This is a genomic window from Flavobacterium frigidimaris (assembly GCF_002217275.1).
GTDB lineage: Bacteria > Bacteroidota > Bacteroidia > Flavobacteriales > Flavobacteriaceae > Flavobacterium > Flavobacterium aquidurense.
Map to the genome: position 1 here is coordinate 139,874 of NZ_MUGV01000019.1, position 25,783 is coordinate 165,656.

The window sequence follows — 25,783 nt, forward strand, 5'->3', positions numbered from 1 at the left end:
GAGAGGATTAATCTTTTTCACTTATAAAAAGACCACCTGTTTTGTTTCGGCCTATTTCTTTTGGGGAGAGTCCAAAGTGCTTCTTGAATGATTTGGAAAAGTTAGGATAACTGTTAAAACCGTTCATAAACGAAATATTTTTCAAAGGGATATCGGTCTGCTCTATCATAAGGTAGGCTCTTTTAAGCCGTTGTTCGGTATAGAACTTGTAGACGCTTGTATGGAAAAAATACCGGAATCCGTCTTTGAGTTTAAAATCATTTGTCCCAAAAAGCCTGGCAATTTCTTTTATTGAAGGCAAAGGCTCCGCCAAATTCGCTAGTACATAATCGTAAACTCGCTGCATCAGGCGCGCATCGGCTTTTCTAAAATTATGCTGCTTTTGCTCTTTTGTTTCGTATGATTCCGGAACAGCGTCATCAAGCTGGAGAAAGGGTGCTATGAAGCTAAGTACTGTAAACTTACCTTCAGACAATCTTGATACCGAGCATTCGGCACTTACGATCAGCTTTTTATATGTTATGAAATTTAGCGTAATAATTTCACCTGATAGAAGAAGCTCCTCCAGCGCTTTTCTCTCTAAATCAGACATTTCCGTGAAGTCGTCTAGCAAAAATTCCTGTATTGGCCTGCTTAGCATCTCTATCGAATCATAGCCCAAAATTTTCAAAGCCCCTTGATTCACATCCTTTATAGAATGATTTTCATCTAAGATAAAAGTTGCAGGTGTCACCATCCTGTGAGTAATATATGGATTGACAAAACCTGAATGAAAAGCGGACTCCTTAAGTTCTTCCGCTACCATGTTGACAAGGACGACCAAGGTTTCAATTTCGTCGTCATAACTGCTCAAAGGGATTTGGTTATTGAAATTGCCCCTTGCCATTTCAAATAACATCTTGTGCATCGATACCATCCGCTGGCGGTTGTGAGGGCTTTTCATTTGTGCTGAATTTTATATATTTCTATCTACCTGTTTACAGCTCGAAACGAAGTCCGTTAAATAGTCCAACGCCTCCTGCTCGACGGTAAAAATTCGCGTGGGCACGGACGGCTTGCTGATTTCCAGATAAAAAGTACTCATAGTCATGGAAACATTTTCACTCCCAATTAGAGCCACTGCTTTTGCAAGCAGTGATCCAGATTTTGCGAGATAGTCTCGGGCTGCTTTGTCAATTGAGGCAATTCCCCTGGTATCGCAAAATACAGGAAGATGCCTTTCATTTTGAAATGCAATCCTGTCTGCAACCACGCGCATAGCGACTTGCAAATCTATTGCAGTATTAGGTTTATATTCGAAAAAGAGGATTCCCTTTTCAATCCAAAACCTTGCATTTTGATTCTCAAAAGATTCATGTGAGGCAATCATGACCTGTTTGTTTTTAAACTTGAAATTTAACAAAATTATAAAGATTTAGAAACATTGTCATTGTCAAATATGGATTATTTCTTGCAAAACACTGTAATTTGTTGTCAAATCGGGAATTACCCTTGCCAAATTGGGAATAAAATATCTGCAAGTAAAAGCGCTTTCGATTTTTATAATGAATTTTAGGTGTCTAATTTTCAGACAATTACAAAAACACAGATCGAAACCTAAAAATTTAATAAGAGATGGCAAAAATCAAACACAATAATTTTATCGATACAGTAGACACTGTTTTTACTAGTGCAAAGGATCAAGGAATGCTACACCTATACACGGAAGGTGAATATTTAAATGGCCGGACCATAAAAATTAACGGAAACGACATGCTCCATTTTGGCACTACGGGATATTTAGGACTCGAACAGGATGAAAGGTTAAAAGAGGCTGCAATAAATGCTATAAGAAATTACGGGACGCAGTTCCCTCTTTCTAAAACTTATCTTTCGCATCCCCTATATGCTGAATTAGAAAGCAAGATTGAGCAGATGTACGATATACCGCCAATTATCACTAAGAACAGTACCCTTGGACATATGGCCATCATTCCCACCCTTATAAGAGATGAAGATGCAGTAATTTTAGACCATCAGGCGCATTGGAGTGTGCAAAATGCCTGTCAGGTTCTAAAGCTTAGGGGAATACCTGTCGAGATGGTACGGCATAACAATCTGGAAATGCTTGAAGACAAAATTCGAATGTTCAGCGGTAAATTGGGCAAAATCTGGTACATGGCGGACGGTGTTTACTCAATGTACGGAGATTATGCACCAGTACAGGATCTTTTGAACCTTGCTCGAAAACATACGCAGCTTCACCTCTATTTTGATGATGTACACGGAATGAGCTGGAAAGGACAAAATGGTACTGGTTTTATCTTCGACGCTATTGGAACGTTGGAAGAAAACGTTGTCGTTGTCAGCACGCTGAGCAAGACTTTTGGTGCCAGCGGAGCCACATTTTTCTGCAGTGATCGTAAATTGCGGGAAAAGATTAAAACTTTTGGTGGTCCCCTTACTTTTTCAGCTCAGCTTGAACCTGCATCAGTTGCCGCTGCAATTGCATCCTGTGACATACATCTTTCTGCAGAAATCTATGAGCATCAGGCTCAACTTGCCAAAAAAACAACACATTTCAGCACGCTGCTTTCAAAAAGCAGTCTGCCGCTTGTTTCTGAAAACGACTCCCCTGTTTTTTTTATTGGTATGGGGACACCCGCCACTGCTTATAATTTTACAAAGCGCCTTTTCTCAGAAGGATTTTATCTCAACCTAGGCATTTATCCGGCAGTACCTATAAAAAACACCGGAATCCGTATCACGATATCTGCGCATAATAAGATTGAAGATATTTCAGAACTTGCCCGTGCAATGGATCACCACTTCCAAAAAGCCATGGAAGAAACCGGAAGCAGTGATGAAAAGATACGGCAGGCTTTTAGAATGGATATCAGAAGAGAACTCCCTGCTAAAAAACAGCAAATAGCACTACTACATATTGAAGAGGAAACAACAATAATGAATATCGACAAGCAGGAATGGAACAAATATTTGGGCACTCATAATATCCTGGATTGGGACGGAATGAATTATCTTGAACAAACCTTTTCCGGTAACGAGGATTCCGCCAGCAAATGGGATTTCTTCTATTATATAATCAGGGACAAAAACATGCAAGTTGTTTTAATGACATTCTGCACATTCGGGATCTGGAAAGATGATATGCTGTCTACAGAATCAGTTTCAAGACACCTTGAAGAAATTCGAAAAACAGAGCCCATGCATATGACTTCCAAAGTACTAAGTACTGGCTCGTTGTTTACTGAGGGATTGCACTGTTATATTGACCAGAGTAATCCTTTGGCCGAACAATCCTTTCAAATGCTCTTAAACAAGCTGGAAGAAACATACAATTCTTTAGGGGCCGATATGCTTGTTCTGCGTGATTTTGAAAATGGATTCAAGTGGGATGAAATGATAAGAAACCAAGGTTATTTCCGGATTGATATGCCGGAATCCTGTGTAATTGAAAATAAAAACTGGCCCACAATTGAGAAGTATGGATCCCTGCTTTCAACCCGGTCACGCCAGCATTTCAACAGGGAAATACTGCCATACGAAAAATTCTACAATGTTGAAATAAAGGATTGCCTCAATCAAGAAGAAATAAACAGGGCTTACGAGCTATACTGCAATGTAAAGGATCGCAACCTAGCCATAAATACCTTCACATACAACAGACAAGTATTTGAAAATATGAACAGCTCTCCAAACTGGGAGTTCTTAATTCTGACCCTTAAAAATGCAGTTGAAAAGAATTTCGTTGGAATAATGTTTTGCTATAAAAATTCAGGAAATGTATATGTGCCTGAACTTATCGGCATGGACTATATTGCCGGAGAAGGTTTCAATCTATACAGACAGCTTTTATACCAAACAATCAAAAGAGCGCGAGAGCTTGAAATTGAGCGAATTGATTTCGGTATATCGGCAAGCTTTGAGAAGAAAAAACTTGGCGCTTCCATCATAACGAAGGTCGCTTACGTACAAGCCAAGGACAACTACGCTATGGAACTGATGCAGACACTGCAGAATGAAACCAATAGCGCGCGCTGATATAATATATTTAAATTCTCCAACGAAAAGTAACGTCATACCGTATCTGGGCATAACTGCCCTCACTTTTTGCTTGTTCAAATAAATCAAAATTCTGTTGCCATGATAAGATCTACATGTGAGAACGCACTTCAGGTTATTCGAAAAGCAGAACAGGAATTCAGCTTAGACCCTGAACATATAATTGAAAAATCCTACCACATGACTACCGTGCTTCGAAGCTTGCTTTGTACGGTTAAAAAAAATGTTTTAGAAAAAGGATTTTCCGATGAAAATGAAGAGATTAATTTTTTTAAAATTATCAAACCCCAAATACTAGGAAAACTAATTTTCTATAATAAAGTTTTCCGAATTGAAGCATCCTGTCCGGTTGTAACCGGTAAAATGCATCATAAATATTTTTCCAATGAGCTTAATCTCCTCAAGCAGGAGTATAAAGAGCACTTTTATAACACAGATTTTTATCGCTATTATCGCACGGGAAGAACCGAATGGGACCATCATTTCTTTTGTCGGGGAAAAATAGACCTTCATGAAGGAGTTAATAGTTTTGTTTTTGAAATTGACACTCAATTTTCTACATATTATGATTATAAAGTGGCGCGTATAATTGCTAACGAACTGCTTAATAGTTATCTCGTTTCTAAAATTGAACTTGACACTCAGCAGGCCACCATTTTTTCAGACGGAAATGCAGCTAACAGAGATTTTTTCTGGACAGATTCAAAGAATGCTCTGATCGAATTAATTTACGCACTTCATGCATCTGGCAGTATTTCTCATGGAAAAGCCGGCATCCGTAAAATCAGTATGGTTTTCCAGTTGCTTTTTAGGATCCAGCTCGGTGATGTACATCATGCCTACCATCGGATGAAAGACAGGGCTGATAGCAAAAGTATTTTTCTGGACCAGCTGAAATTATCGCTTAAACAGCACATGGAAAAAGAAGCCTAATTTTTTAAAAACTTACAATTTTCTTGCCAATGAGGTGCAATTGGCATCAAATGGCTACTGGCATATAAATTACTTCTATATGCTCAATTATCCCAGTAAATCAGCAACTCATCTTAATTTTTTAATCAGTTAAAATTTTCATAAAACAGCATTTTACATTGGCTGATATTGGCAATGAAAAACTTTTGCTGGTGGCAATTTTGCATCACTAATGTAAAACACACAGCCATGAATATAGACAGAATGGAATTCATTTCCTGGATGGAACGAATCATAGAACGTTTCGATCTTTTGAGCGCGCATATCAGTGAACTTGAAAAAAAACGCGGAAGTGTTGACGGCGAAGAGTTATTGGATAATCAGGATATATTACAGATGCTTAAAATAAGTGGGAGATCACTCCAGCGCTACCGATCAATCGGCAAGCTCCCCTACTATACCATCAGTGGAAAAATATATTATAAGCTATCAGATGTACACCAATTCATCAGAGAAAGTATCAATGTCCGAACGCCAAAAAACTATGCCAGAGAGTGAAAAATAACGCCAATAGCTTCCAGCTTTTAATTAGCACCTTTTCACCTTTTAATTTCGCAAATGAATTTAAAATTTAAAATTATGAGTGAAAATATTAAACATGCATTTAATACTCCCGAAGAATTATCGGATATACTGCTGGTATTCGATAAAGAGAAAAAGAAAATCCTGGCGGTAAAAGGCATTGACCAAAATGGCAATCTGGAAACCGTTGACCCTACGCGTAAGAATCAGAATCAGTTCATGCGCGTAGACAAGCAGGGAGATGTATTTTCGAATTTCTTTTCAAATTTTTTCAGCCAGCTGAAGAACCCAACTAATTTTTCGTTCTTCAAAATCCCTGCTCTGCTGGCTGTTGACACTTCAAAAGAGATGCAGAAACATTTAGATCATCCTACACCTGAAGGCGAGCAATTAATGAAACAGCACGAAGTAAAAGATTATAAACAAAAAAATGAAATTAATATGGAAACAGCACAGACAAATCCGGAAACTAGTGAATACAAATACAAACCGGAACAGATCGATTGGGAAACATTAAACCATTTGGGTTTAAGCAAAGAAAAACTTGAAAAAATGAGCCTTCTTGATCCGCTCCTAAAGGGATACAAAACAAATGAGCTAGTACCGGTCAGCCTTAACCTTGGTACTGCCGTCACCAGAATGGATGCCCGCTTATCTCTCAAACAAAACGACGAAGGACTGGTCGTGTTGGCCATTCATGGCATCCGAAAAGAACCTAATCTGAATTATCCTTTTTTCGGTCACGAGTTCAGCAAGGAAGATAAAGACAATCTGCTGCAAACAGGCAATATGGGACGCGTAGTAGATCTCACCAATCCGAAAAACAATGAGATCATGCCCTCCATTATCAGTATAGACAGGCTGACCAATGAGGTGATAGCACTGCGCACGGATTTCATTAAAATTCCCGATGAAATTAAAGGAATTAAGCTGAGTGAAGAGCAAAAGCAAACCTTGCTGGAAGGGAAGCCGCTTGCTCTAGAAGGAATGGTTTCCAAGAAAGGAACAGCCTTTGATGCATCTGTGCAATTCAATGCAGATAAACGTTTTGTTGAATTTCTCTTTGACCGAAATGATTCTAATAAACAGACACAAGGCAATCAACAGAACCAAACTCAGGGAGCACCTAAAAACTTTAGAGATAAGGAACTCAATAATGAGCAATACCAAAAGCTCAAAGATGGTCAGACGGTTTATATCAGCGGCTTAGTGGATAAAAAAGGAAAAGAATACAATGGATATATCACCTACAACAAGGAAACCAATAAAACAGATTTTTCATTTCAAAATCCAGATAAAATCAAAGAACAGATAAAACCTTCTGAAGCCCATAAAACGCAGACCGCTGTCAATTCCGAAGGCAAAACTAATGAAGCTACTAAGAACATAAAGGAGCCATTAAAATCAGGTCAGACAAATCCTGATGACAAGAAACAACAGGAACAACAAGAAGAATCTAACTCAACTGATAAATCAAAAGGGCGTAAAATGTAATAAAATATGATAACAATTATTGCAGAAAAGCCCAGTGTAGCAAGGGAAATAGCCGTTATAATCAGAGCCACCGAAAAAAAAGATGGCTACCTGACAGGTAACGGCTATTTTGTTACATGGGCACTGGGCCATCTTGTAGGATTAGGGATGCCCGAAGATTACGGCATCACAGGATTTGACAAAGCATCACTGCCGATACTTCCAAACCCTTTTTTACTGACTGTCAGAAAGGTCAGTAAAAATCAAGGGGATTCTGTAGATACAGGAGCGCTAAAACAACTAAGAATCATTAGAGAGCTCTTTGACAACAGCGATAATATTATTGTCGCCACCGATGCAGGACGTGAGGGCGAACTCATTTTTAGGTACATATACGAATACTTGAAGTGCAATAAACCCTTTAAGCGACTTTGGATAAGCTCCCTTACTGAAAAAGCAATTAAAGTAGGTTTTGATAATCTCAAAGACGGAAAAGAATTTGACGGATTATATCAGGCAGCACAAGCCAGGAGCCGTGCCGACTGGCTAGTGGGTATCAATGCCACACAAGCGCTCTCCATTGCATTAGCAAACGGGGTTTATTCACTCGGAAGAGTGCAGACACCTACATTGGCTTTAATATGCAAACGCTATCTGGAAAACAGGAGTTTCAAAGTAAAAAATTACTGGCAGATACAGTTGTCCCATAACAAAGAAATGATAGATTTTAAAAGTATCTCAAAAATCAAATGGGAAGACAAAAAACTAGCCGCCGATGTGTTGAAAGCCATTGCGCGAAACCAAACGGCAATAATTACATCCCAAGTGACCAAAAGCGTTACAGAGCAGCCGCCTTTATTGTTCGACCTTACCGGCCTGCAAAAAGAAGCCAATAAAAAATTAAACCTTTCTGCGGAAGAAACCCTCAACATTTCCCAGAGCCTTTACGAACAGAAATTTATCACATACCCACGTACCGCAAGCAAATACATTCCTGAAGATATGTGGGCAGAGATTCCTAATCTTGTAAGAGCTTTACAAAAGAGGGAAAATATTAAACAAAACCTATCTCAAATGAAATGGCGCCGTTTTAATAAACATATCGTGAACGATTTGCGTGTCACTGACCATCATGGATTATTAACTACTGATAAAATGCCATCAGCCCTGAATCCAAAGGAAAATGCGATTTATAATATGATTGCCTTTCGATTACTCGAAGCCGTTTCACAACCCTGCATCAAAGAGATAACTGATGTCGACTTACAGGTACTGCATTATGATTTTACATCAAAAGGCTGTAAGATTATAGAATCCGGGTGGCGTTCCATTAGAGGCAGTTTCCTCGATGATGATACAGAACATGTAATGGATTTGCCTGAGCTGAAAAAGGACGATGAACTTAAAATAAAAGAAGCTTCCGTTCTGGAAAAGAAAACCAAACCGCCTGTGCTTTACACTGAAGCAGGCCTTTTGTCAGCTATGGAAAGTGCCGGAAATGATATCGAAAATCAAGGTGAGCGAAAGGTTTTACAAAATTTAGGTATCGGCACTGCAGCTACAAGGGCATCAATTATCGAAATATTGTTTACCCGAAATTACATAAATAGGGAAAAGAAATCTCTGGTACCAACCGAAAAGGGATTATTGGTATACGAATTGGTCAAAGAAAAAAAAATAGCAGATGTGGCGATGACTGCCCAATGGGAACTTGCATTGGAAAAAATCGAAAACAACGAATCAGATGCAGGAAAATTTCAAAAGCAAATGGAAAATTACGCTGCATCTATTGCCAATGAATTGTTGCAGACCCCAATTGCCAAAAACAACTTGCCAGACCTCATCTGCCCTAAATGTAAAAGCCAACAACTTATCATACGTGACAAAATAGTAAAGTGTCCTGAAGAGACTTGCAACTGGATACAGTTCCGCAATGTCTGCGGTGCGCAAATCAGTATAGACAATATTAAAAGTCTTGTCAGCAAGGGTACAACTTCACTCATTAAAGGAATGAAAAGCAGGTCAGGAAAGAAATTCGATGCTTACATCGTACTGAACGATAATGCCGAAACTACCTTTGAATTTGCCAAAAATAAAAGCTTCACAAGTAATGGAAAATAAACCTACCCTTAGCACTATGGAAATCACAAATCTTATTTATTCCATACGCGGAAAGCAGGTTATGCTCGATAGCAACCTTGCTTCCTTATACCAGGTTGAAACAAAGAACCTCAACAAAGCCGTAAAAAGGAATATAGAAAGGTTTCCTGAATCCTTTTGTTTTCAATTGAATGAAGAGGAAGCTGAAATCTTGAGGTTCCAAATTGGAACCTCAGGTTTGAGTTATGGTGGAAGACGCTATTTACCTTATGTTTTTACCGAACAGGGTGTTGCCATGGCTTCTGCTATACTGCGTTCCCAAATTGCCGTTAAGGTCAGTGTAGAAATTATGGAAGCCTTTGTAGAAATGCGTAGAATACTTATGAGCAACGCCTCTCTTTTTCATCGATTAGATAAGATTGAATTCAAACAATTAGAAGCGAACCAAAAATTTGAAGAAATTTTTAAGGCTTTGGAAAGCGATAAGCTCCATAGCGAAAAAGGGATTTTCTATAACGGGCAGATTTTTGATGCCTATGCCTTTGTTTCCGATATTATCCGAAATGCCAAAAACTCAATTATCCTACTTGATAATTACGTCGATGACACGGTACTAACTTTACTGGGTAAACGCAGCGATGATGTCACCGCAACTATTTATACCAAAAGTATTAGCAATCAGCTGCGGTTGGATGTTCAGCGATACAACAGCCAATATCTCAGGATTGAAATCGAAATTTTCTCTGATGCTCACGACCGTTTTTTGATAATTGACGATACGGAACTCTATCACATCGGAGCCTCGCTCAAAGACCTTGGCAAAAAATGGTTTGCCTTTTCAAGAATAGATATTGAGGTTAGCAAAATGCTGCAAATTTTGAACAATTAAATAAATTAACCCTCTGAATAATTCGAGGGTTTTGTTTTATTTTGAACTTACAGAAAAGCCTGGCCCTGGTCAAAACTTTAACTTAGCATCTAATTTTACTCGCTCTTCTTAGTCTTATCCTTTTGTATCAAATGCTTTAAATTGGGATCATTCTTTATACGTTCCAATTCGGTTTCTATGACTAGTACAATATCCGTTTTTACCTGCCTGTAATTTTCCTCTATTGCCTGTTTTATATTGTCTTTCCCGTTTTCGTCAATAAAAGATAAGATTTCAGGAATTTTTTGATAGTCTTTAGTTTCGGAAGCAACCCTTTGATTATCCACGACAATTTCAGCATGGAAGATTTTCTGCTCGATGCGTTCATCAAAATTGTCCGATACAGAACCAACAAAAAAGCCTTGTGTCAGGGTGGATATTTTGGAAGCCGGTATAAGACTGTCCAATTGAGTTGATATTGAAGTTGATGTATCGTTGCGGTTGATGCTCATGCTCTGCCTTTTCTGCAGTACTTTCCCGAATCTTTCCGACAGGCTTTTTGCAGTTTCGCCGACCACTTGGCCGCTAAAAATATTACCTACAGTATTCTGAATTACCTTGCTCTCTTTGTCGCCATAATCCCTTGTCAGCTGGGAATAATCCTGAAAGCCCAAACAAACAGCCACCTTATTACTTCTGGCGGTTGCAATAAGGTTATCAAGCCCCCTAAAGTATATAGTGGGCAGCTCGTCTATGATAACAGAACTCTTCAATTGGCCTTTTTTGTTAATGAGTTTAACGATACGTGAATTGTATAATCCCAGCGCAGCAGAATAGATATTTTGGCGGTCAGGATTATTGCCTACGCATAATATCTTAGGCTCTTTGGGATTGTTGATGTCCAATGAAAAATCATCTCCTGTCATAACCCAGTACAGTTGAGGCGAAATCATTCTTGACAAAGGGATTTTTGCAGAGGCTATCTGTCCCTGCAACTGATCCTGTGCACCTCCCTGCCACGCGTCCATAAAAGGCGACAGATAGTTTTCCAAATCGGGATATGAGGTTAAAATCGTAAATACGTCTGAGTATTTTTTATTCAAGAGTTCTATCGCGTGTGGGAATGTGCAATATTTACCGTCGTCATAAATTTTCAGGTACCAAATGATTGCAGCCAAAAGTATAATCGGGCTCTCGACGAAAAAATCGCCCTGCTTCTGTATCCAGCTACGATTGAGGTTCAGCATTATCGTATATGCTGCTTCGTAAGCATCCGAGATATCCGTCATGAAATCAGGATTAAGAGGATTGCAACGGTGGCTCTTTCGGGGGTCATCAAAGTTGATGACATAGAATTTTGGTTGTACTTTGTATTTATCGCTGTGCTTCAATAAATGATTATATGCAATGGTAGAAAGGTCATCAAATTTGAAATCGTAGATGTACATTGAAAAACCTTTCTCAATCTGCTGTTTGATGTAATTGTTTACAATTGCATACGATTTTCCTGAGCCTGGAGTACCTAAGACAATCGTTGCCCGAAAAGGATTAACTATGTTAATCCAGCCATTGTTCCATTTTCCTTTGTAATAAAACTTCGTAGGTAGATTGACAGAGTATTCGTTTTCCATCAGTATTGTTTCCTGCTGAAAGCTTTCGTTCTCATAGTTAAAAACATCTTCCATTAGATTATTACGAAGCAGACGGCTCATCCATATTCCTGATACCATTAAAGCGATATAACCTAAACTAGTGCTAAGGATATAAAGAATTATGGAGATAGTTATTGATAGCCTTAATAAAGGTGTGTTCAGAAAAAACAGAACAAAGCCAATTGCTAAAGTCATATAAATTTTAGCCCATGTTATCTTCTGGTTTTTAACTCCCTTTGAACCCAGACAGCTTAATCCTAATAACACTAAGGCAAATACTTTGGTATAAAGAGTATGCGAGAACAATCCCACTGTACGCTGAAAATTGCCTAATAATTTGTTGATTAACTCTAATGTCCAGCCCCGATCTATAAAGTAACCGTAGCAAAACCAATAAAGGTGCATCAGTATCAATAAGATACTTACTGCCCGCATAAAAGCCATAATTTTGGCTAATCCTCTTAAATCATCTTCTCCCTGCATCTCAAAACATTTAATGTTGTTTCATGAATTTAAATACGATAAGAATTGCTTGTATTAAAGTGGTTGAAAATGGCGGCAAGCGGCAGTGTTTGACTGATTTGTTAAAATTTAAATTTTAAGGTTACGGAAAACCGTAATAACTGCTTTTTAAAAGCTCTTAATTTTAGGAAATTTTAAATTAATAAATTATGGTAGAATTTGATGAAAATGACTTAATCAATAGTGATTATGTAAACACGACCACCAATGGTGACAATCCTAATTACACGGCTATTCGTGACAGAGAACGTGTAAATAAAAAAGAACGCTATGAAGTCGTCTATTTTTGCGATGCTTTTGTAAAGAACTATCAAGTTCCGAAAACGAAAGCAAGCTTTCAAAAGGTCGAGAGAATAATAAGACTATCTCAAGCCAGCAGCATTGTAATGAGAGACCTGCTAAATAATTTTGTGGCTCAAAACTGGAATTTACTCTAGCCTTTTTAACTAAGCTATCCGATAAAACCGTCGGCTTTTCGGATAGCTTTGATTCTATCCTTATCTGCCTTCCCTCTTTTTTCTTCTCTTCTTCATTCTATTAGCAAAATCTTGTTCCTGATAATCTTCTCCATTGGCTTCTGGCAATAAGGTACCAAATGCATCAATTAAATCGCCCTCATGCTTTTGCACAGTATTCAGGAAGTCGAACAAATGATAAGGTTCATCTGGCGGAAGATCTGCATTATTTGCTGGGGATATTTTCGATTGCAATTTAACCGAATCTTTAATTTCAGGTGTGATATTTTTATTCCAATAATCATTAAATGTGTTGGCAGATAGTTCTTTTGCCAATCTGGAGCCGTTCCACACTGTTTTAGAATTATGGTCTATAAAGGTAATACCGTAAATACGTCCTGTGTCATTTCTACGTGCCACCACATTAATTCCTTGCTCCACTAACTGTTTTTTAAAAGCCTCCTCATCACTTGTTAATTGCAGGGCAATGGTAACGGCAGCTTTAATGGTTGGCTTTGCCGGGTGGTCTTTTAAAGTTTCTTTGTATTTTGCATAATTCAATTCCAGAGCCGGCAGTCCAGCATTCTTTCCAAATAAAGAAGCCTTGAAAGGATGTCCGGCTCTTTCGCCTTTTTCATTTAAAGGAATATATAGTAAACCCTCCTGCATTTTTCCCTTCAGCTCGCCCTGCACTTTTTCGGTGGTAATATTAAAAAGAGAAAGCAAGGCATTGAATTCTCCTAAAGTTTGGAATTGATAATAGTTAGCCAGGTGACGAACTACGGAAGCTATCTGACTTTTAACATCACCTTCCTTATAATCTACGGGACGGAAAACCCTGTCTATCTGTTTATGCACTTTATCTGTTGCAGGTATCAATCCATATTTCCTTTCAAGTTCACGGCAGACGTTCATAGAGCGCATTTTCTCATAACTATCCGAAATCTTTTTACCCTGTTCATCAACGCACACCGATACAATATGGATATGGCTACGGTCAATATCAGTATGTTTGAACACCACATAAGGCTGCTGTCCATAACCCATTTCCTGCATATACGCATCTGCCATTTCCCTGTACCTGTCGTTACTTACTTTGTCTTTAGGATCGGGATTAAGCGAGATATGCAACGTATGTTTCTCTGTATTGCAGTTGGCAATGAGATAAGGAGTAAAAGATTGGGCTAATTGTGCAACGGAATAATTACCGCTAGCGGTTTCAATAATCTTATTACCAAACAATATTTCCCCTTTTTCATTCTCAACTTTGAGCTGGTTGTAGGCTAAAGCTCCGTATAAATTTGCGCTTCTCCCGATTTTTGCTATCATTTCTAAGGCTGTTTTTTCAGATATTTTGCGTCAAATTCTTCAGTTATCTGTATGATTTTTTGGCATAGTGCCGCCATTTCAGCAGTTTGTTTTTCCAATTTATAGAGAAAAGCCGCCGCCTTTTTCTCGGAAAAATGACGGTACAATAGCTTTACAATCTGGTTATAATTCACGCCTACGGAGCGGAATTGACTATGAAACGAAGTCAACCGCATATAAAAATCAACTGTTCCTTTATCAATTTTAATCGATTTCATCTCCTTGCTGAACAGCATCGAGGTGATAAATTTTGCTTTGTTGGGAATTCCCGATGTTTCAAAAAGCGATAAAAGTTTGGCATTTTCCGTATCCGTCAGACGAAATACATGGCGGTGGATGCTCGGGTCGCTTTTGGGCGTGCGTCCACCCTTGTGTTTTTTATTGTTATTATTCTCCCTCATTATTTATCCATTATTAAATTTTATATAAAAACCTGACTTCGGAAGGTTTTTTCAGCCCCCGGCAAGGCAAGTTGTTTTGAGGCACTAACTCGGTTTAGAGTGCCTCAAAACACAACTTGCCGTGTTCTGGTGAACACAAAAATCCGCCCTTCGGGACGGATTAAATGTACCAGGGAAAACGGCTTGAAGCCGTTTCATTATTCTCCGTTTTTTCAGTAGTCGTTGCATAAATCCATTACTAAAAATTCATTTTACAAAGTAAATCCCTGTTTATAAAAGGATTGTAATATGAAGAAGTACCAAACACTTCCTTTAAGCGACAAGCAATGCCACATCCATGGAGTGCAACAAAAATGATTAGTCCTTTGTCTTTGAATGTTGGCAGGAGGACAATCAGCCCGTACTTCAGGACAAGTGTTTTGGGTCCATTCCAGATTGCATATCATCTGGTTTTCATGATCGCTAGATTGCAAGATCACAACAATGCGAAAATGTCGGAAAGCGTGACGGCATGCCGTGAGACTATTCTGAATTCCTGAAGGAGTGTTTGAAAGAATGTAAGTAAGATGGAATTCCCGCCTGACTAGACACAGGACTGAATGCAGTGATTCTGTACTTAAAAAAAGCAGTCGATCAGAAATGCCGGCCGGCAACCCTGACAGCTACCATGCTAAATAGTAAGCTTGAAGTCAGTGTGCCTTCAAAACTGTATTGCTAGGATATATAAACTTTAAATTAACAAATATGAACACAAAAAAGAAACCTCTGTTTATCGCCTTTTCTTCTCAAAAAGGCGGTGTTGGCAAAAGTACATTTACAACCCTTCTAGCAAGTGTGCTGCACTATCGATTGGGCTACAACGTAGCCGTATTTGATGCAGATTTTCCACAGCACAGCCTTGTAAAAATGAAGACAAGAGATTTGGCAATGGTAATGGAAAACGAAGCTTTGAAAAAGCTGGCGTATAGACAGTTTACTACCCTCAACAAAAAAGCCTATCCCATTATGCCGTACAAAGCAGACAACGTATTAGAAGCAGCTCAAGAGTTTGTAAATGATTCTCCCACGCCTTTTGATGTTGTATTCTTTGACCTGCCCGGAACCGTTAACACACCCGGTATACTGAAAGCATTGGCGGGAATGCACCACATTTTTAGCCCGATCACGGCTGACCGTGTGGTAATGGAAAGTACACTAATCTTTACACAGCTTTTGCAGGATGTAATTATGAAAAAAGGTGAAACCTCCATAGAAACTATTAACCTGTTCTGGAACCAGATTGACGGCAGGGAAAGCACGCCTTTGTATGAATTGTATAATCAACTTATTGAACAATTAGGTTTAAGCCTTATGCAAAGCCAAATCAAGAACAGCACACGTTTTCGCAAAGAAAGTGAAGTGGACAGCAAAACCGTTTTCCGTTCCACCATATTACCTCCAGATGAACGCTTGATGAAAGCGTGTCAATTAGACCTGTTCATACACGAATTTCTAAAAATTACACAATTGTAGATTTATGGAAAACGAAAATAAGAGAAAAACCCCGCCGGACATTAATGAAGAACTCATGATGAACCTGATGGTTGACGGCGTTAAAAAAGAAGGGATACAGTTTCCGCCTGAACCAATCGAAGAGACGGAAAAGGTAGATGTAAAACAGGAAGAGTCACTATCGATCAAACCTGCACAAAAGGAAAAGAACCGAACAAAGAAAAGTCTTGACGGAAGTTATGGCGGCCACTTTTTGAAAACCCACTCAATGACCAAGCGTGGAGAGAAGAGTATTTACATCCGTCAGGAATATCACGAGCGTTTGTCCCGCATTGTACAGGTAATAGGGAAAGATCAGATACCGCTGTATGCCTATCTCGACAATATTCTCGAACATCATTTTGAAATATTTGAGAAAGCAATTACTGAAGATTTTAATGAGAAGTTTAAACCCATTTTTTAATCTTATAATTATGAAAAATTTATTTAAGAATAGCAAGCTGCCTGTAAAAATCTGGCAATACAGAGACATTTTTTTACAACCTACAGAATTTATAGCTAGAAACGGCAAATCGGTATATATCAGTGAGGATTTTCACAGGAAGATATCACGGATTGTTTTTATCCTCACCGATGGAAAAATCACAATCTCAGATTACATGTACAATGTGCCGAAGCAGTATTTTCACGATTTTGGAGAAGATATCAAGGCGCTACATATTGAAAAACAAAAAACCATTCTTTGATTATGGAAACAGTTATTGTGATATGTCTGCTAATAGTCATAGTCCTTCTTATGCAGGACAAGATTGTAATTAAGAAAAACTTAAAGCAACAGCACCCTAAACAGGAAATAATTAACCCAAACCTGCCCGATATTATGGGTCAGCCCAAGCCTGCAAGGAGCCTTTCAGTCCTAAACAATGCCAATGAAAGCCAAATCGAGGAAACAGAGGTGGATCCCGATAATTTTGACATTGAATACGACGAAAACGTAAGTGTTCAAATTCCGCAGGAAGAGCTGGATGAAGTTTTCAGTAATATGCCTGATTTTGAGCAGGAAGAAGAAGAATGGAACAGGTACGGAATATCCGGCGCAGATGACGGTTTTGCCCAAGGGGTTACCTTCGAGGAACTAAGCTCCGTGGGGATGCTGCTTCAAAAAGATAAATTGGAGCCCTCTCAACAGGAAACAGCGATAGCTTTAGTTCAGAAAATACAGGGAACCGAATTATTCAGCCTGCTGGAAAATTCCATAGAAAGTGCCTCCCGAAAAATAGCCGAGCTGTTGGACAGGAACCTTTCCTCTGAAAAGAATTCCGGTTCTTCCTTTCTGCGGAAAGTTGATTTTAATGAATTTGATATTGGGGAGTATGTTTGAAAGGGCATACTCCCCTTTCTCGTATAAAAAACACCAGTAATATCATGAAAAAACAGCGAGTAATTAATATTAAAGGTACTGACTTTATAGTAGATGTAACTAAGCATCAACTTATTGAAAAGGCTGAGCCGACAAATACCATTGCATATAAAGATATGCGAGATACAGGAAATAGTTATGCATTTGACTACAGTGCCAAGAATAAAAATCTTTCCGATTTGTTTGATAATGAAAGTACAACTATAAAGATTCCCAAATTTATATTGGTTGAGCCGATTGGCTATGCAGAAAAATATACTTACTCAGTGGATGATTTTAAAGATAAATCGGATTTTGAAATAATAGTTGATCAGCAGGCCTTTGATTTGCGCATAAAGAAAGGAATACTTCCAACAATCGACATCTGCGGACATACCTTTTATGTTGATATCCGAATGGATAAACTGCGTCCAAAAGACGATTTCTTATCCAATGGTATTGCATTTTCAGATATTGAAAGATATTACAATTTAGAAAAAAGAACCTATACAATACCTTATAATCCCTCGACACGCGAATTTCAGGAGCCTGACTACCTAAATTTAAAAGAGCCTCCCAAGGATTTAATTGCTGTGAGATTTCCCTCTGAAAGATTGCTTGATAGAATCGGCTGGAACAGGAGATATGGATTTGAAATTACGCACGGTCTGATAAGGAACGGTTTAAAATTGCAGTTTACCGCAAAGAATGTTCCCTGGGAAAAAACATTTCTTGTTGATTTGATTAAAAGCAATCTCAAAGCAGAGATGAACCAGGAAAGAGATGCTCAAAAACTACCCCCATCTCCAACACCAGAAAAAAAAGGCCGCACTATTTAATTCTGTATAAAAATTTAAACGTCAAACTTAAAATGTCTGACGTTTTTTTTATGCCCAAACACTAAGAATAGCGCCACAGCTAGTCAACTGATTCCACAGATAGCCACTTCACTGCAGGCATTCGATATTCATTACACTTTTGTTGCCAGAGCCCGCGTAGAACGGGAATACAGTAACAATCTAAAGTGTTTCATTATGAAAAAACAAAGAAAAAAATTTCTGCCGGCAGTAATCATAATACTGTCATCCTTAAAGTTATCGGCGCAGGGAAACGGAACAGCAGGCATCACGGAAGCCACCCAAATGGTTACCTCCTATTTTGACCCCGCCACACAGCTCATCTACGCCATTGGAGCTGTGGTCGGCCTGATCGGCGGGGTTAAGGTGTATAATAAATTCAGCAGCGGAGATCCCGACACCTCAAAAACCGCGGCGAGCTGGTTTGGCGCCTGTATCTTCCTTATTGTCGCGGCTACCATCCTTCGCTCCTTCTTCCTTTAACCTTCCCTATGAATACTTACAACATCAACAAAGGCATAGGAAGAACAATCGAGTTCAGGGGACTCAAGGCACAGTATCTGTTCATTTTCGCAGGAGGTCTGCTTGGAATACTTATCCTGGTCATGATTTTATATATGGCCGGGACGAGTTCCTATATCTGTCTTTTTCTCGGCGCAGGCGGCAGCTCGCTACTTGTCTGGCAGACCTTCTCGCTGAACAGAAAGTACGGGGAACACGGACTGATGAAAATTGGGGCAAAGAAAAGACACCCCCGTTACATCATCTGCCGCAAGCCAGTACCACGTTATTTAAGATCAGCCGCTAAATCCAGCATCGTATGAGAAACGCAGCCAAGACCACAACACTGGAAAGCAGATTTCCGCTGCTGGCAGTAGAGAACAACTGCATCCTTTCAAAGGATGCGGATATTACCGCCTGCTTTGAAGTCCGTCTGCCTGAACTCTTCACGGTGGCTTCGGCCGAATATGAAGCGATTCATTCTGCCTGGCATAAGGCTATTAAGACCCTACCGGATTTTACGATTGTCCATAAACAGGATTGGTACATCAGGGAGAACTATAATCCTGAAATGAATAAGGATGTGCAGAGTTTTCTGGCCAGGTCTTATCAGCGGCACTTTAATGAGCGCCCTTTCCTGAACCATTACTGTTATCTGTTTCTTACCAAAACCACCAAAGAGCGAATGCGGATGCAGAGCAATTTCTCCTCACTGTGCAAAGGTTTACTAATACCAAAAGAAATCAGGGATAAAGAAATAGTTCACCGTTTTATGGAAGCCGTCGCTCAGTTTGAGCGCATTATAAACGACTGCGGATTTGTCAAAATCAGCCGTATGAGCGAAGAAGACATTTTAGGTGAGCAAGGCAAGCCGGGGCTGTTGGAACAGTACCTGACCCTTTCAAAGGAATCAGGTACCTCGATGCAGGATATTGTGCTGGGAAGTGAAGAGGTTCGCGTAGGAAATAACAGGCTGTGCCTTCACACGCTTTCAGACACAGAGGACCTGCCCTCATCGGTATCAGCTGATAAGCGATATGAAAAACTCTCCACAGACCGCAGCGACTGTCGTTTATCTTTTGCATCTCCTGTGGGGTTAATGCTGAACTGCAATCACATTTACAACCAGTACCTGTTTTTGGACAACAATGAGGAGAACCTGCAGAAGTTTGAAAAGTCAGCCCGAAACATGCACTCGCTGGCACGCTACAGCCGCGCCAACCAGATCAACAAAGAGTGGATAGAACGCTATCTGAATGAGGCGCATTCATTTGGACTGTCGTCAATCCGCGCACACTTCAATATAATGGCATGGTCGGACGACCCGTCTGAACTCAAACAGCTGAAGAACGACTGTGGGAGCGCACTGGCCCTTATGGAATGCAAGCCAAGGCACAATACTACTGATACAGCGGCGCTGTACTGGGCGGGTATGCCCGGCAATGCAGGAGATTTTCCAAGCGAGGAAAGCTTTTACACCTTCATTGAACCGGCATTGTGCTTCTTCACAGAAGAAACCAATTACCATGATTCCCCATCGCCATTCGGGATCAAGATGGCAGACCGGCTGACGGGAAAACCTATCCATCTGGACATTTCAGACTTGCCGATGAAACGCGGTATTATTACCAACCGCAATAAGTTCATACTCGGTCCCTCGGGAAGTGGCAAGTCTTTTTTTACCAATCATATGGTGAGGCAGTATTATGAACAGGGCGCTCATGTCCTGCTGGTAGATACCGGTAACTCCTATCAGGGATTGTGCGGGCTGATCAATGGAAAAACCAAAGGCGAAGACGGGGTGTATTTTACCTATACTGAGGACAATCCGATTGCCTTTAACCCTTTCTATACCGATGACGGGGTTTTCGATATTGAAAAAAGGGAAAGTATTAAGACACTCATACTGACATTATGGAAACGTGATGACGAGCCTCCCACCCGCTCCGAGGAAGTGGCTCTCTCCAATGCCGTAAGCGGTTACATCGAAAAGATCAAGCGAGATGACGCCTTTGCGTCTTTCAATGGTTTTTACGAGTATGTTCAGGGGGATTACCGAAGCGTGCTGATAGAAAAACAGGTAAGGGAAAAAGACTTTGACATTGCCAATTTTCTTAATGTACTGGAGCCCTATTACAAAGGCGGCGAATATGATTACCTGCTAAATTCCGACAAGCAGCTCGATCTGCTTTCCAAGCGTTTTATCGTCTTTGAGATTGATGCGATCAAGGAGCATAAAATCCTCTTTCCAATCGTAACGATCATCATTATGGAAGTATTCATCAACAAGATGCGAAGGCTTAAGGGCATCCGAAAACTTATCCTGATTGAGGAGGCCTGGAAAGCTATTGCAAAGGAAGGTATGGCAAATTATATAAAGTATTTATTTAAGACTGTCCGGAAGTTCTTTGGTGAGGCCATTGTGGTGACCCAAGAAGTAGATGACATTATCCAATCCCCTATTGTTAAGGAAAGCATTATCAATAATTCGGACTGCAAGATACTTCTCGATCAGCGCAAATACATGAATAAGTTTGATGAAATACAGACCATGCTCGGCCTGACAGACAAGGAAAAAGCGCAGGTGCTATCCATTAATATGAACAACGATGCATCACGTCTTTACAAAGAAGTATGGATCGGGCTTGGAGGGACGCATTCGGCTGTCTATGCCACAGAAGTGTCCCCTGAGGAATATCTCGCGTACACGACAGAAGAGACAGAAAAAATGGAGGTGATGCAGCTTGCCGCTGAACTTGGCGGCAATGTAGAGCTCGCCATCAAACAAATCGGCATAAGGCGTCGCGAAAAGGAAAATCAATAATCAATAACAATTTAAAAACCGATTACAATGAAAAAAATACTATTTATGGTATCTGCGGCAATTATGCTTGCCTCGGCGCCATCAGCAAAAGCCCAGTTTGTGGTTACCGATCCGGCAAATCTTGCCTCGGGTATTCTCAACAGCGCAAACGAGATCATACAGACCTCCTCTACAGTCAGCAATGTGGTCAAAAATTTCAAGGAAGTCGAAAAGGTATACAACCAGGGCAAAGAATATTACGACAAGCTTCAGGCGATTAACAATCTGGTAAAAGATGCCCGCAAGGTACAGCAGACCGTCCTTTTGGTGGGTGATGTATCGGAAATGTATGTCCAGAATTTCGGTCGGATGCTCAATGATCCAAACTTTTCGGCAAAGGAACTCACCGCTATTGCCAAGGGATATTCGGCACTTTTGGGAGAGAGTACCGAGCTTTTGAAAGAACTCAAGCAGATTGTCACTTCCTCAAGCCTGTCACTCAGTGATAAGGAGCGAATGGACATTATCGACCGTGTATACAAAGAGGTAAAAGAGTACCACAGCCTGGTGCGCTACTACACCAATAAAAATATTTCGGTCAGTATCCTGCGAGCTAAAAAGCAGAACAGCACCAAAAGGGTTCTTGAGCTTTACGGCACCCCAAACCAAAAATACTGGTAATATGGAATTCAATAATCTTCATGAGGTCCTTCGTTCTCTGTACGATGAGATGCTGCCACTGTCCGCCGATATGGCGGCAGTTGCGAAAGGACTGGCAGGACTCGGGGCGCTGTTTTTTGTGGCCTTGAAAGTCTGGCAGGCACTCAGCCGGGCTGAACCTATTGATGTCTACCCGCTTCTGCGCCCTTTTGCACTAGGTCTCTGCATCATGTTTTTCCCGACGATCGTGCTGGGTACAATCAATGCCATATTAAGCCCGATAGTTCAGGGGACACATAGCATTCTGGAAGATCAGGTATTGGACCTGAACGATCTTCAGGCTAAAAAAGACCTGCTGGAGCATGAAGCGATGATCCGCAATCCCGAAACTGCCTATATGGTATCGGACGCGGAGTTCGACAAGAAACTGGACGAACTGGGCTGGTCGCCTTCGGACATCGGGACTATGGCCGGAATGTATATGGACAGGCAGACCTATCAGATAGAGAAAATAATAAAAGAGTGGTTTCGAAACCTGCTCGAAATACTATTTCAGGCGGCAGCGCTGGTGATCGACACCATACGCACTTTCTTTCTTATAGTGCTGTCCATCCTCGGGCCTATCGCATTTGCCATATCAGTCTGGGACGGATTCCAGTCAACTCTCACGCAGTGGATTACAAGGTATGTCAGCGTTTATCTATGGCTTCCCGTAGCCGACCTATTCAGTTCGATGTTGGCCAAGATCCAGTCCCTAATCACTGAAAGAGACATAGAAATGCTTGCCGATCCCACTTTCGTTCCCGATACTTCAAACACCGTATACATCATTTTTATGATTATCGGTATAGTGGGATATTTTACCGTTCCAACTGTGACAGGCTGGATTATCCAGGCAGGCGGCGCAGGAAATTTTTCACGCAACATCAACCAGACTGCCATGAAGTCTGGAAATATAGCAGGCGCAGGCGCAGGTTCGGCCTCAGGGAACATTGCAGGAAGGCTGGTCAATAAGTAATCAATAAACATTCAATAAAATGGAATTTAAAACACTCAGAAATATAGAAAACAGTTTTCAGCAAATCAGGCTGTATGCAATTGTATTTGCCGTGCTCTGTACATTAGTGACCGGATACGCGCTTTGGCGATCGTATGGTTTCGCCGAGCAGCAGCGCCAGAAAATTTATGTGTTAGACAATGGCAAATCGCTCATGCTCGCACTCGCTCAGGACGCCTCTATCAACCGTCCTGTGGAAGCCCGAGAGCACGTAAGACGTTTTCACGAGCTGTTCTTTACCCTGGCGCCCGATAAAAATGCCATTGAAAGCAATATGAAAAGGGCATTTAGCCTTGCCGATAAAAGCGCCTTTAACTACTACAAGGACCTTTTGGAAAAAGGTTATTACAACCGGATTATATCAGGCAATGTACAGCAGCGTATTGAGATGGACAGCGTGGTCTGCAATTTCGAGACATACCCGTATGTGGTGCGGAGCTATGCAAGGCAAATTATCATACGTTCGAGTAACGTAACCACCCGCAGTCTGGTTACATCCTGCCTTCTGGTAAACTCGGTGCGCTCGGACAATAATCCGCAGGGCTTTAATATTGAAAAGTTTGCAGTGGTTGAAAACAGGGATATAGAAGTCATCGAACGCTAAAAAAATCTTATGGAAGCATTATTAGATTTAGACACATTTGCGAGAATCCTGACTGAAAAAGGATTTAACGGCTATTTCCATACCCAGGGTGCATACGCAGGAAAGTTAAAAGATAGCATCAGCGAATACCTTGAAAACTGCAAAGATGGAAAAGACAGTTTGCCTAAAGAGGACTTGCTGCTGACAGGCTACCTGCATTGGTCAGGTGAAGACAAGCCAAGTGTAAGATGCATTATGCTGGTAAAATACATCAACGGCAAATTTTCTCTCAACAGAATGGAGGTGGCAAGGAAAGACCAATTTGGACAGCTGCTAAAAAAAACGGAACTGACAAACCTGTCTGTTATATCTGCGCCCAGCGCGTCGCAGGCAGTCGGCTTGGTCAATGATGAACAGTACCAAAGAACAGATAAATGTCCAAAGCGTTTTAAACTTTGAGAACAAAAATAACAAGGTTATGAATAAATTAAGAGCAAATATAGACCAGTGGCTGGAAGGGCTTGACAAGAATTGGGAAGAAATGCCAATAAAAAGACAACATCAGCTGCTACTGTACTTTTTTGCGGCGTACGTGCTGCTGACCGCAGTTGTCATTTTCAATGTATGCCGCGATACGGTATACGCAAGAAACAAAATGGCTATAGAACATATCGACAGCCCTGCCTCAGCAGAGAAAGAAAGTCCGGAATCCCTACAGGACTCCCTCAAGCCAATTAAATAAAAATAGGATTATGAAAGAAAATAAAAAAAAGGTCAGCCTTCTCTCAGAAGAGGCTCGCCAAAACAGTTCCTCGTTTCTGCCTGATGAAAAAAAGACAACTCTCGAGCGTATTAAAAAACCGCTGATTTTCACACTGATGGGAATTGTGTGTATCTGCTGTATTTATTTGATCTTTAAGCCCTCGAAGGATAAAAAGCAGATCGAAAGCTTTGGTCTGAACGACAGCGTGCCACAGGCAAGCGGATCTGTACTGCAGGCAGACAAACAGAAAGCGTATGAGCAGGAAATACTCGAAAACAAAGAAGAGCAAAAAAAGAACGCTTTAACCACACTGTCCGATTACTGGAATGAGGATAACGCTGAACAGAAACAATCACTGCCCGATGAAGCGGAAGAAACCAACAATCCTGCGCTGAACACTTACCGTACTGCACAAAGCACGTTGGGTTCTTTCTATCAGCAGGACAACGGAGAAACAAAGGAACTGCGCAGGCAGCTCGAGGATCTGAAACAGGAACTCGCGCAAAAGGAAATTCCCAAAGCGGCCACGGTTGATGACCAGCTGGCACTTATGGAAAAATCCTATCTGATGGCCGCTAAATACCTTCCCTCAGGCTCCGGTTCTGTCGAGCCTGCAGGCAAAAACACTACAGTAGCAAAGGCGGAATCAGAACAGAAGATTATTTCGGCACTGGTTCCCTCAAAAAAAAGCAGGGTATCCGCGCTGTATCAACGTTCGGCAGATAGCACTTTTATTGCAGAATGGAACACGGGCAGAGAGTTTAATTCTGCAGGTTCAATGGAGGAAACGCTTCAGCCAAAAAACAGTATCAGGGCCTGCGTGCACCAAACACAAACTATTATTGGCGAGGCAGGTGTTTCCCTTCGGCTTGTAGAACCTGCAAGGATTTCAGGTCGTATCATAGCAGCGGGCAAAATATTGACAGCAATTGCGAAGATACAGGAAGGCCGCCTGCAGTTGAAAGTTAATTCTATCGAACTGGAGGGCTCCATTATTCCGGTAGACATTACTATTTATGACCTTGACGGCCAGCAGGGAGTGCCTGTTCCCTATTCTGCCGAAAGAAGTGCCCTAACTGAAATGGCGGGCAACATGAGCCAGCAGTCCGGCACGAGCCTTATGATGACACAGTCTGCAGGACAGCAGGTGGCCGCTGACCTGAGCCGCGGGGTGGTTCAGGGCATCTCGGGCTATTTCGCCAAAAAAGTGAGGACGCCTAAAGTGACCCTAAAAGCAGGACATCAGGTCTACCTGGTTTCCAAAAAATAATAGC

At 40.8% G+C, this 25,783-nt stretch carries 26 protein-coding genes; 21 read left to right on the top strand and 5 right to left on the bottom strand.

Annotated elements, in window-relative coordinates; genetic code table 11:
- Window positions 1–7 precede the first annotated feature (7 nt).
- Together B0A65_RS12100 and B0A65_RS12105 are read right to left on the bottom strand one after the other, a co-directional pair.
- A complete protein-coding gene (locus B0A65_RS12100) occupies window positions 8–943 on the bottom strand; it encodes a helix-turn-helix domain-containing protein (RefSeq protein ID WP_083370475.1) in 936 nt (311 codons plus the stop codon).
- A gap of 12 nt (window positions 944–955) precedes the next feature.
- The gene (locus B0A65_RS12105) at window positions 956–1,369 is read right to left on the bottom strand and encodes a DUF7793 family protein (RefSeq protein WP_074661096.1); all 414 of its coding nucleotides are present in this window, start codon (window positions 1,367–1,369) and stop codon (window positions 956–958) included.
- Window positions 1,370–1,614: 245 nt separating this feature from the next.
- Between B0A65_RS12105 and B0A65_RS12110 the strand changes: the two genes are divergently transcribed.
- The 6 genes from B0A65_RS12110 (at window position 1,615) to B0A65_RS12135 (ending at window position 10,018) form a co-directional block, all read left to right on the top strand.
- A complete protein-coding gene (locus B0A65_RS12110; protein WP_074661094.1) occupies window positions 1,615–4,041 on the top strand; it encodes a bifunctional aminotransferase class I/II-fold pyridoxal phosphate-dependent enzyme/GNAT family N-acetyltransferase in 2,427 nt (808 codons plus the stop codon).
- 102 nt (window positions 4,042–4,143) lie between these two features.
- Window positions 4,144–4,995: an RteC domain-containing protein gene (locus tag B0A65_RS12115; protein WP_074661092.1), complete on the top strand. Its 852-nt coding sequence runs from the start codon at window positions 4,144–4,146 to the stop codon at window positions 4,993–4,995.
- A gap of 228 nt (window positions 4,996–5,223) precedes the next feature.
- Window positions 5,224–5,532: a helix-turn-helix domain-containing protein gene (locus B0A65_RS12120; protein ID WP_074661090.1), complete on the top strand. Its 309-nt coding sequence runs from the start codon at window positions 5,224–5,226 to the stop codon at window positions 5,530–5,532.
- Window positions 5,533–5,613: 81 nt separating this feature from the next.
- Entirely contained in the window at window positions 5,614–7,050 is a 1,437-nt protein-coding gene (locus tag B0A65_RS12125; protein WP_074661707.1) for a DUF3945 domain-containing protein, read from the top strand.
- Between the two features lie 6 nt (window positions 7,051–7,056).
- Window positions 7,057–9,150 (top strand): type IA DNA topoisomerase, encoded by a 2,094-nt coding sequence (locus tag B0A65_RS12130; protein WP_074661089.1) that lies wholly within the window; start codon window positions 7,057–7,059, stop codon window positions 9,148–9,150.
- Window positions 9,140–10,018, top strand: a complete 879-nt coding sequence (locus tag B0A65_RS12135) for an ORF6N domain-containing protein (RefSeq protein WP_074661087.1) — start codon at window positions 9,140–9,142, stop codon at window positions 10,016–10,018. Before B0A65_RS12130 ends, B0A65_RS12135 begins: the two co-directional genes overlap by 11 nt.
- Before the next feature lie 95 nt (window positions 10,019–10,113).
- Here B0A65_RS12135 and mobC read toward each other — a convergent pair whose 3' ends face one another.
- Window positions 10,114–12,132 carry a conjugal transfer protein MobC gene (gene mobC / locus B0A65_RS12140; protein WP_074661086.1) on the bottom strand — a complete coding sequence of 673 codons (2,019 nt, stop codon included), beginning with the start codon at window positions 12,130–12,132 and terminating at the stop codon, window positions 10,114–10,116.
- A 188-nt stretch (window positions 12,133–12,320) separates the two neighbouring features.
- On the opposite strand from mobC, the gene B0A65_RS12145 reads away from it, so the two are divergent.
- The gene (locus B0A65_RS12145) at window positions 12,321–12,608 is read left to right on the top strand and encodes a hypothetical protein (protein WP_074661084.1); all 288 of its coding nucleotides are present in this window, start codon (window positions 12,321–12,323) and stop codon (window positions 12,606–12,608) included.
- A 60-nt stretch (window positions 12,609–12,668) separates the two neighbouring features.
- Here B0A65_RS12145 and mobB read toward each other — a convergent pair whose 3' ends face one another.
- On the bottom strand, window positions 12,669–13,955 hold the full coding sequence (gene mobB / locus B0A65_RS12150) for a conjugal transfer protein MobB (protein WP_074661083.1): 1,287 nt from the start codon (window positions 13,953–13,955) through the stop codon (window positions 12,669–12,671).
- A gap of 2 nt (window positions 13,956–13,957) precedes the next feature.
- On the bottom strand, window positions 13,958–14,395 hold the full coding sequence (gene mobA, locus B0A65_RS12155) for a conjugal transfer protein MobA (RefSeq protein WP_074661081.1): 438 nt from the start codon (window positions 14,393–14,395) through the stop codon (window positions 13,958–13,960).
- Window positions 14,396–15,139: 744 nt separating this feature from the next.
- Between mobA and B0A65_RS12160 the strand changes: the two genes are divergently transcribed.
- The 14 genes from B0A65_RS12160 to traM all read left to right on the top strand — a co-directional run bounded on the left by B0A65_RS12160 (window position 15,140) and on the right by traM (window position 25,779).
- A complete protein-coding gene (locus B0A65_RS12160; protein WP_074661080.1) occupies window positions 15,140–15,907 on the top strand; it encodes a ParA family protein in 768 nt (255 codons plus the stop codon).
- Window positions 15,908–15,911: 4 nt separating this feature from the next.
- Complete coding sequence (locus B0A65_RS12165; RefSeq protein WP_074661078.1) at window positions 15,912–16,349, top strand: DUF3408 domain-containing protein; 438 nt, start codon at window positions 15,912–15,914, stop codon at window positions 16,347–16,349.
- Between the two features lie 10 nt (window positions 16,350–16,359).
- Window positions 16,360–16,632 (top strand): DUF3408 domain-containing protein, encoded by a 273-nt coding sequence (locus tag B0A65_RS12170; RefSeq protein ID WP_074661704.1) that lies wholly within the window; start codon window positions 16,360–16,362, stop codon window positions 16,630–16,632.
- A gap of 2 nt (window positions 16,633–16,634) precedes the next feature.
- Complete coding sequence (locus B0A65_RS12175; RefSeq protein ID WP_074661077.1) at window positions 16,635–17,267, top strand: conjugal transfer protein TraD; 633 nt, start codon at window positions 16,635–16,637, stop codon at window positions 17,265–17,267.
- A gap of 44 nt (window positions 17,268–17,311) precedes the next feature.
- Window positions 17,312–18,124 (top strand): hypothetical protein, encoded by an 813-nt coding sequence (locus B0A65_RS12180; protein ID WP_083370474.1) that lies wholly within the window; start codon window positions 17,312–17,314, stop codon window positions 18,122–18,124.
- A 195-nt stretch (window positions 18,125–18,319) separates the two neighbouring features.
- Window positions 18,320–18,625, top strand: coding sequence for a DUF4134 domain-containing protein (locus tag B0A65_RS12185; RefSeq protein ID WP_074661075.1), 306 nt, complete (start codon window positions 18,320–18,322; stop codon window positions 18,623–18,625).
- Between the two features lie 8 nt (window positions 18,626–18,633).
- Window positions 18,634–18,966 carry a DUF4133 domain-containing protein gene (locus B0A65_RS12190; protein WP_074661073.1) on the top strand — a complete coding sequence of 111 codons (333 nt, stop codon included), beginning with the start codon at window positions 18,634–18,636 and terminating at the stop codon, window positions 18,964–18,966.
- The gene (locus B0A65_RS12195) at window positions 18,963–21,467 is read left to right on the top strand and encodes a TraG family conjugative transposon ATPase (protein WP_074661071.1); all 2,505 of its coding nucleotides are present in this window, start codon (window positions 18,963–18,965) and stop codon (window positions 21,465–21,467) included. The genes B0A65_RS12190 and B0A65_RS12195 overlap by 4 nt, the downstream gene beginning before the upstream one ends.
- A gap of 27 nt (window positions 21,468–21,494) precedes the next feature.
- Window positions 21,495–22,127, top strand: coding sequence for a DUF4141 domain-containing protein (locus B0A65_RS12200; protein WP_074661069.1), 633 nt, complete (start codon window positions 21,495–21,497; stop codon window positions 22,125–22,127).
- A 1-nt stretch (window position 22,128) separates the two neighbouring features.
- Window positions 22,129–23,124, top strand: coding sequence for a conjugative transposon protein TraJ (traJ, locus tag B0A65_RS12205; protein ID WP_074661068.1), 996 nt, complete (start codon window positions 22,129–22,131; stop codon window positions 23,122–23,124).
- 19 nt (window positions 23,125–23,143) lie between these two features.
- A complete protein-coding gene (gene traK / locus B0A65_RS12210; RefSeq protein ID WP_074661066.1) occupies window positions 23,144–23,767 on the top strand; it encodes a conjugative transposon protein TraK in 624 nt (207 codons plus the stop codon).
- A gap of 9 nt (window positions 23,768–23,776) precedes the next feature.
- Window positions 23,777–24,205 (top strand): hypothetical protein, encoded by a 429-nt coding sequence (locus B0A65_RS12215; RefSeq protein WP_074661064.1) that lies wholly within the window; start codon window positions 23,777–23,779, stop codon window positions 24,203–24,205.
- A 19-nt stretch (window positions 24,206–24,224) separates the two neighbouring features.
- Window positions 24,225–24,488 (top strand): hypothetical protein, encoded by a 264-nt coding sequence (locus tag B0A65_RS12220; RefSeq protein ID WP_074661063.1) that lies wholly within the window; start codon window positions 24,225–24,227, stop codon window positions 24,486–24,488.
- Window positions 24,489–24,498: 10 nt separating this feature from the next.
- Window positions 24,499–25,779 carry a conjugative transposon protein TraM gene (gene traM / locus B0A65_RS12225; protein ID WP_074661061.1) on the top strand — a complete coding sequence of 427 codons (1,281 nt, stop codon included), beginning with the start codon at window positions 24,499–24,501 and terminating at the stop codon, window positions 25,777–25,779.
- Window positions 25,780–25,783: the final 4 nt, after the last annotated feature.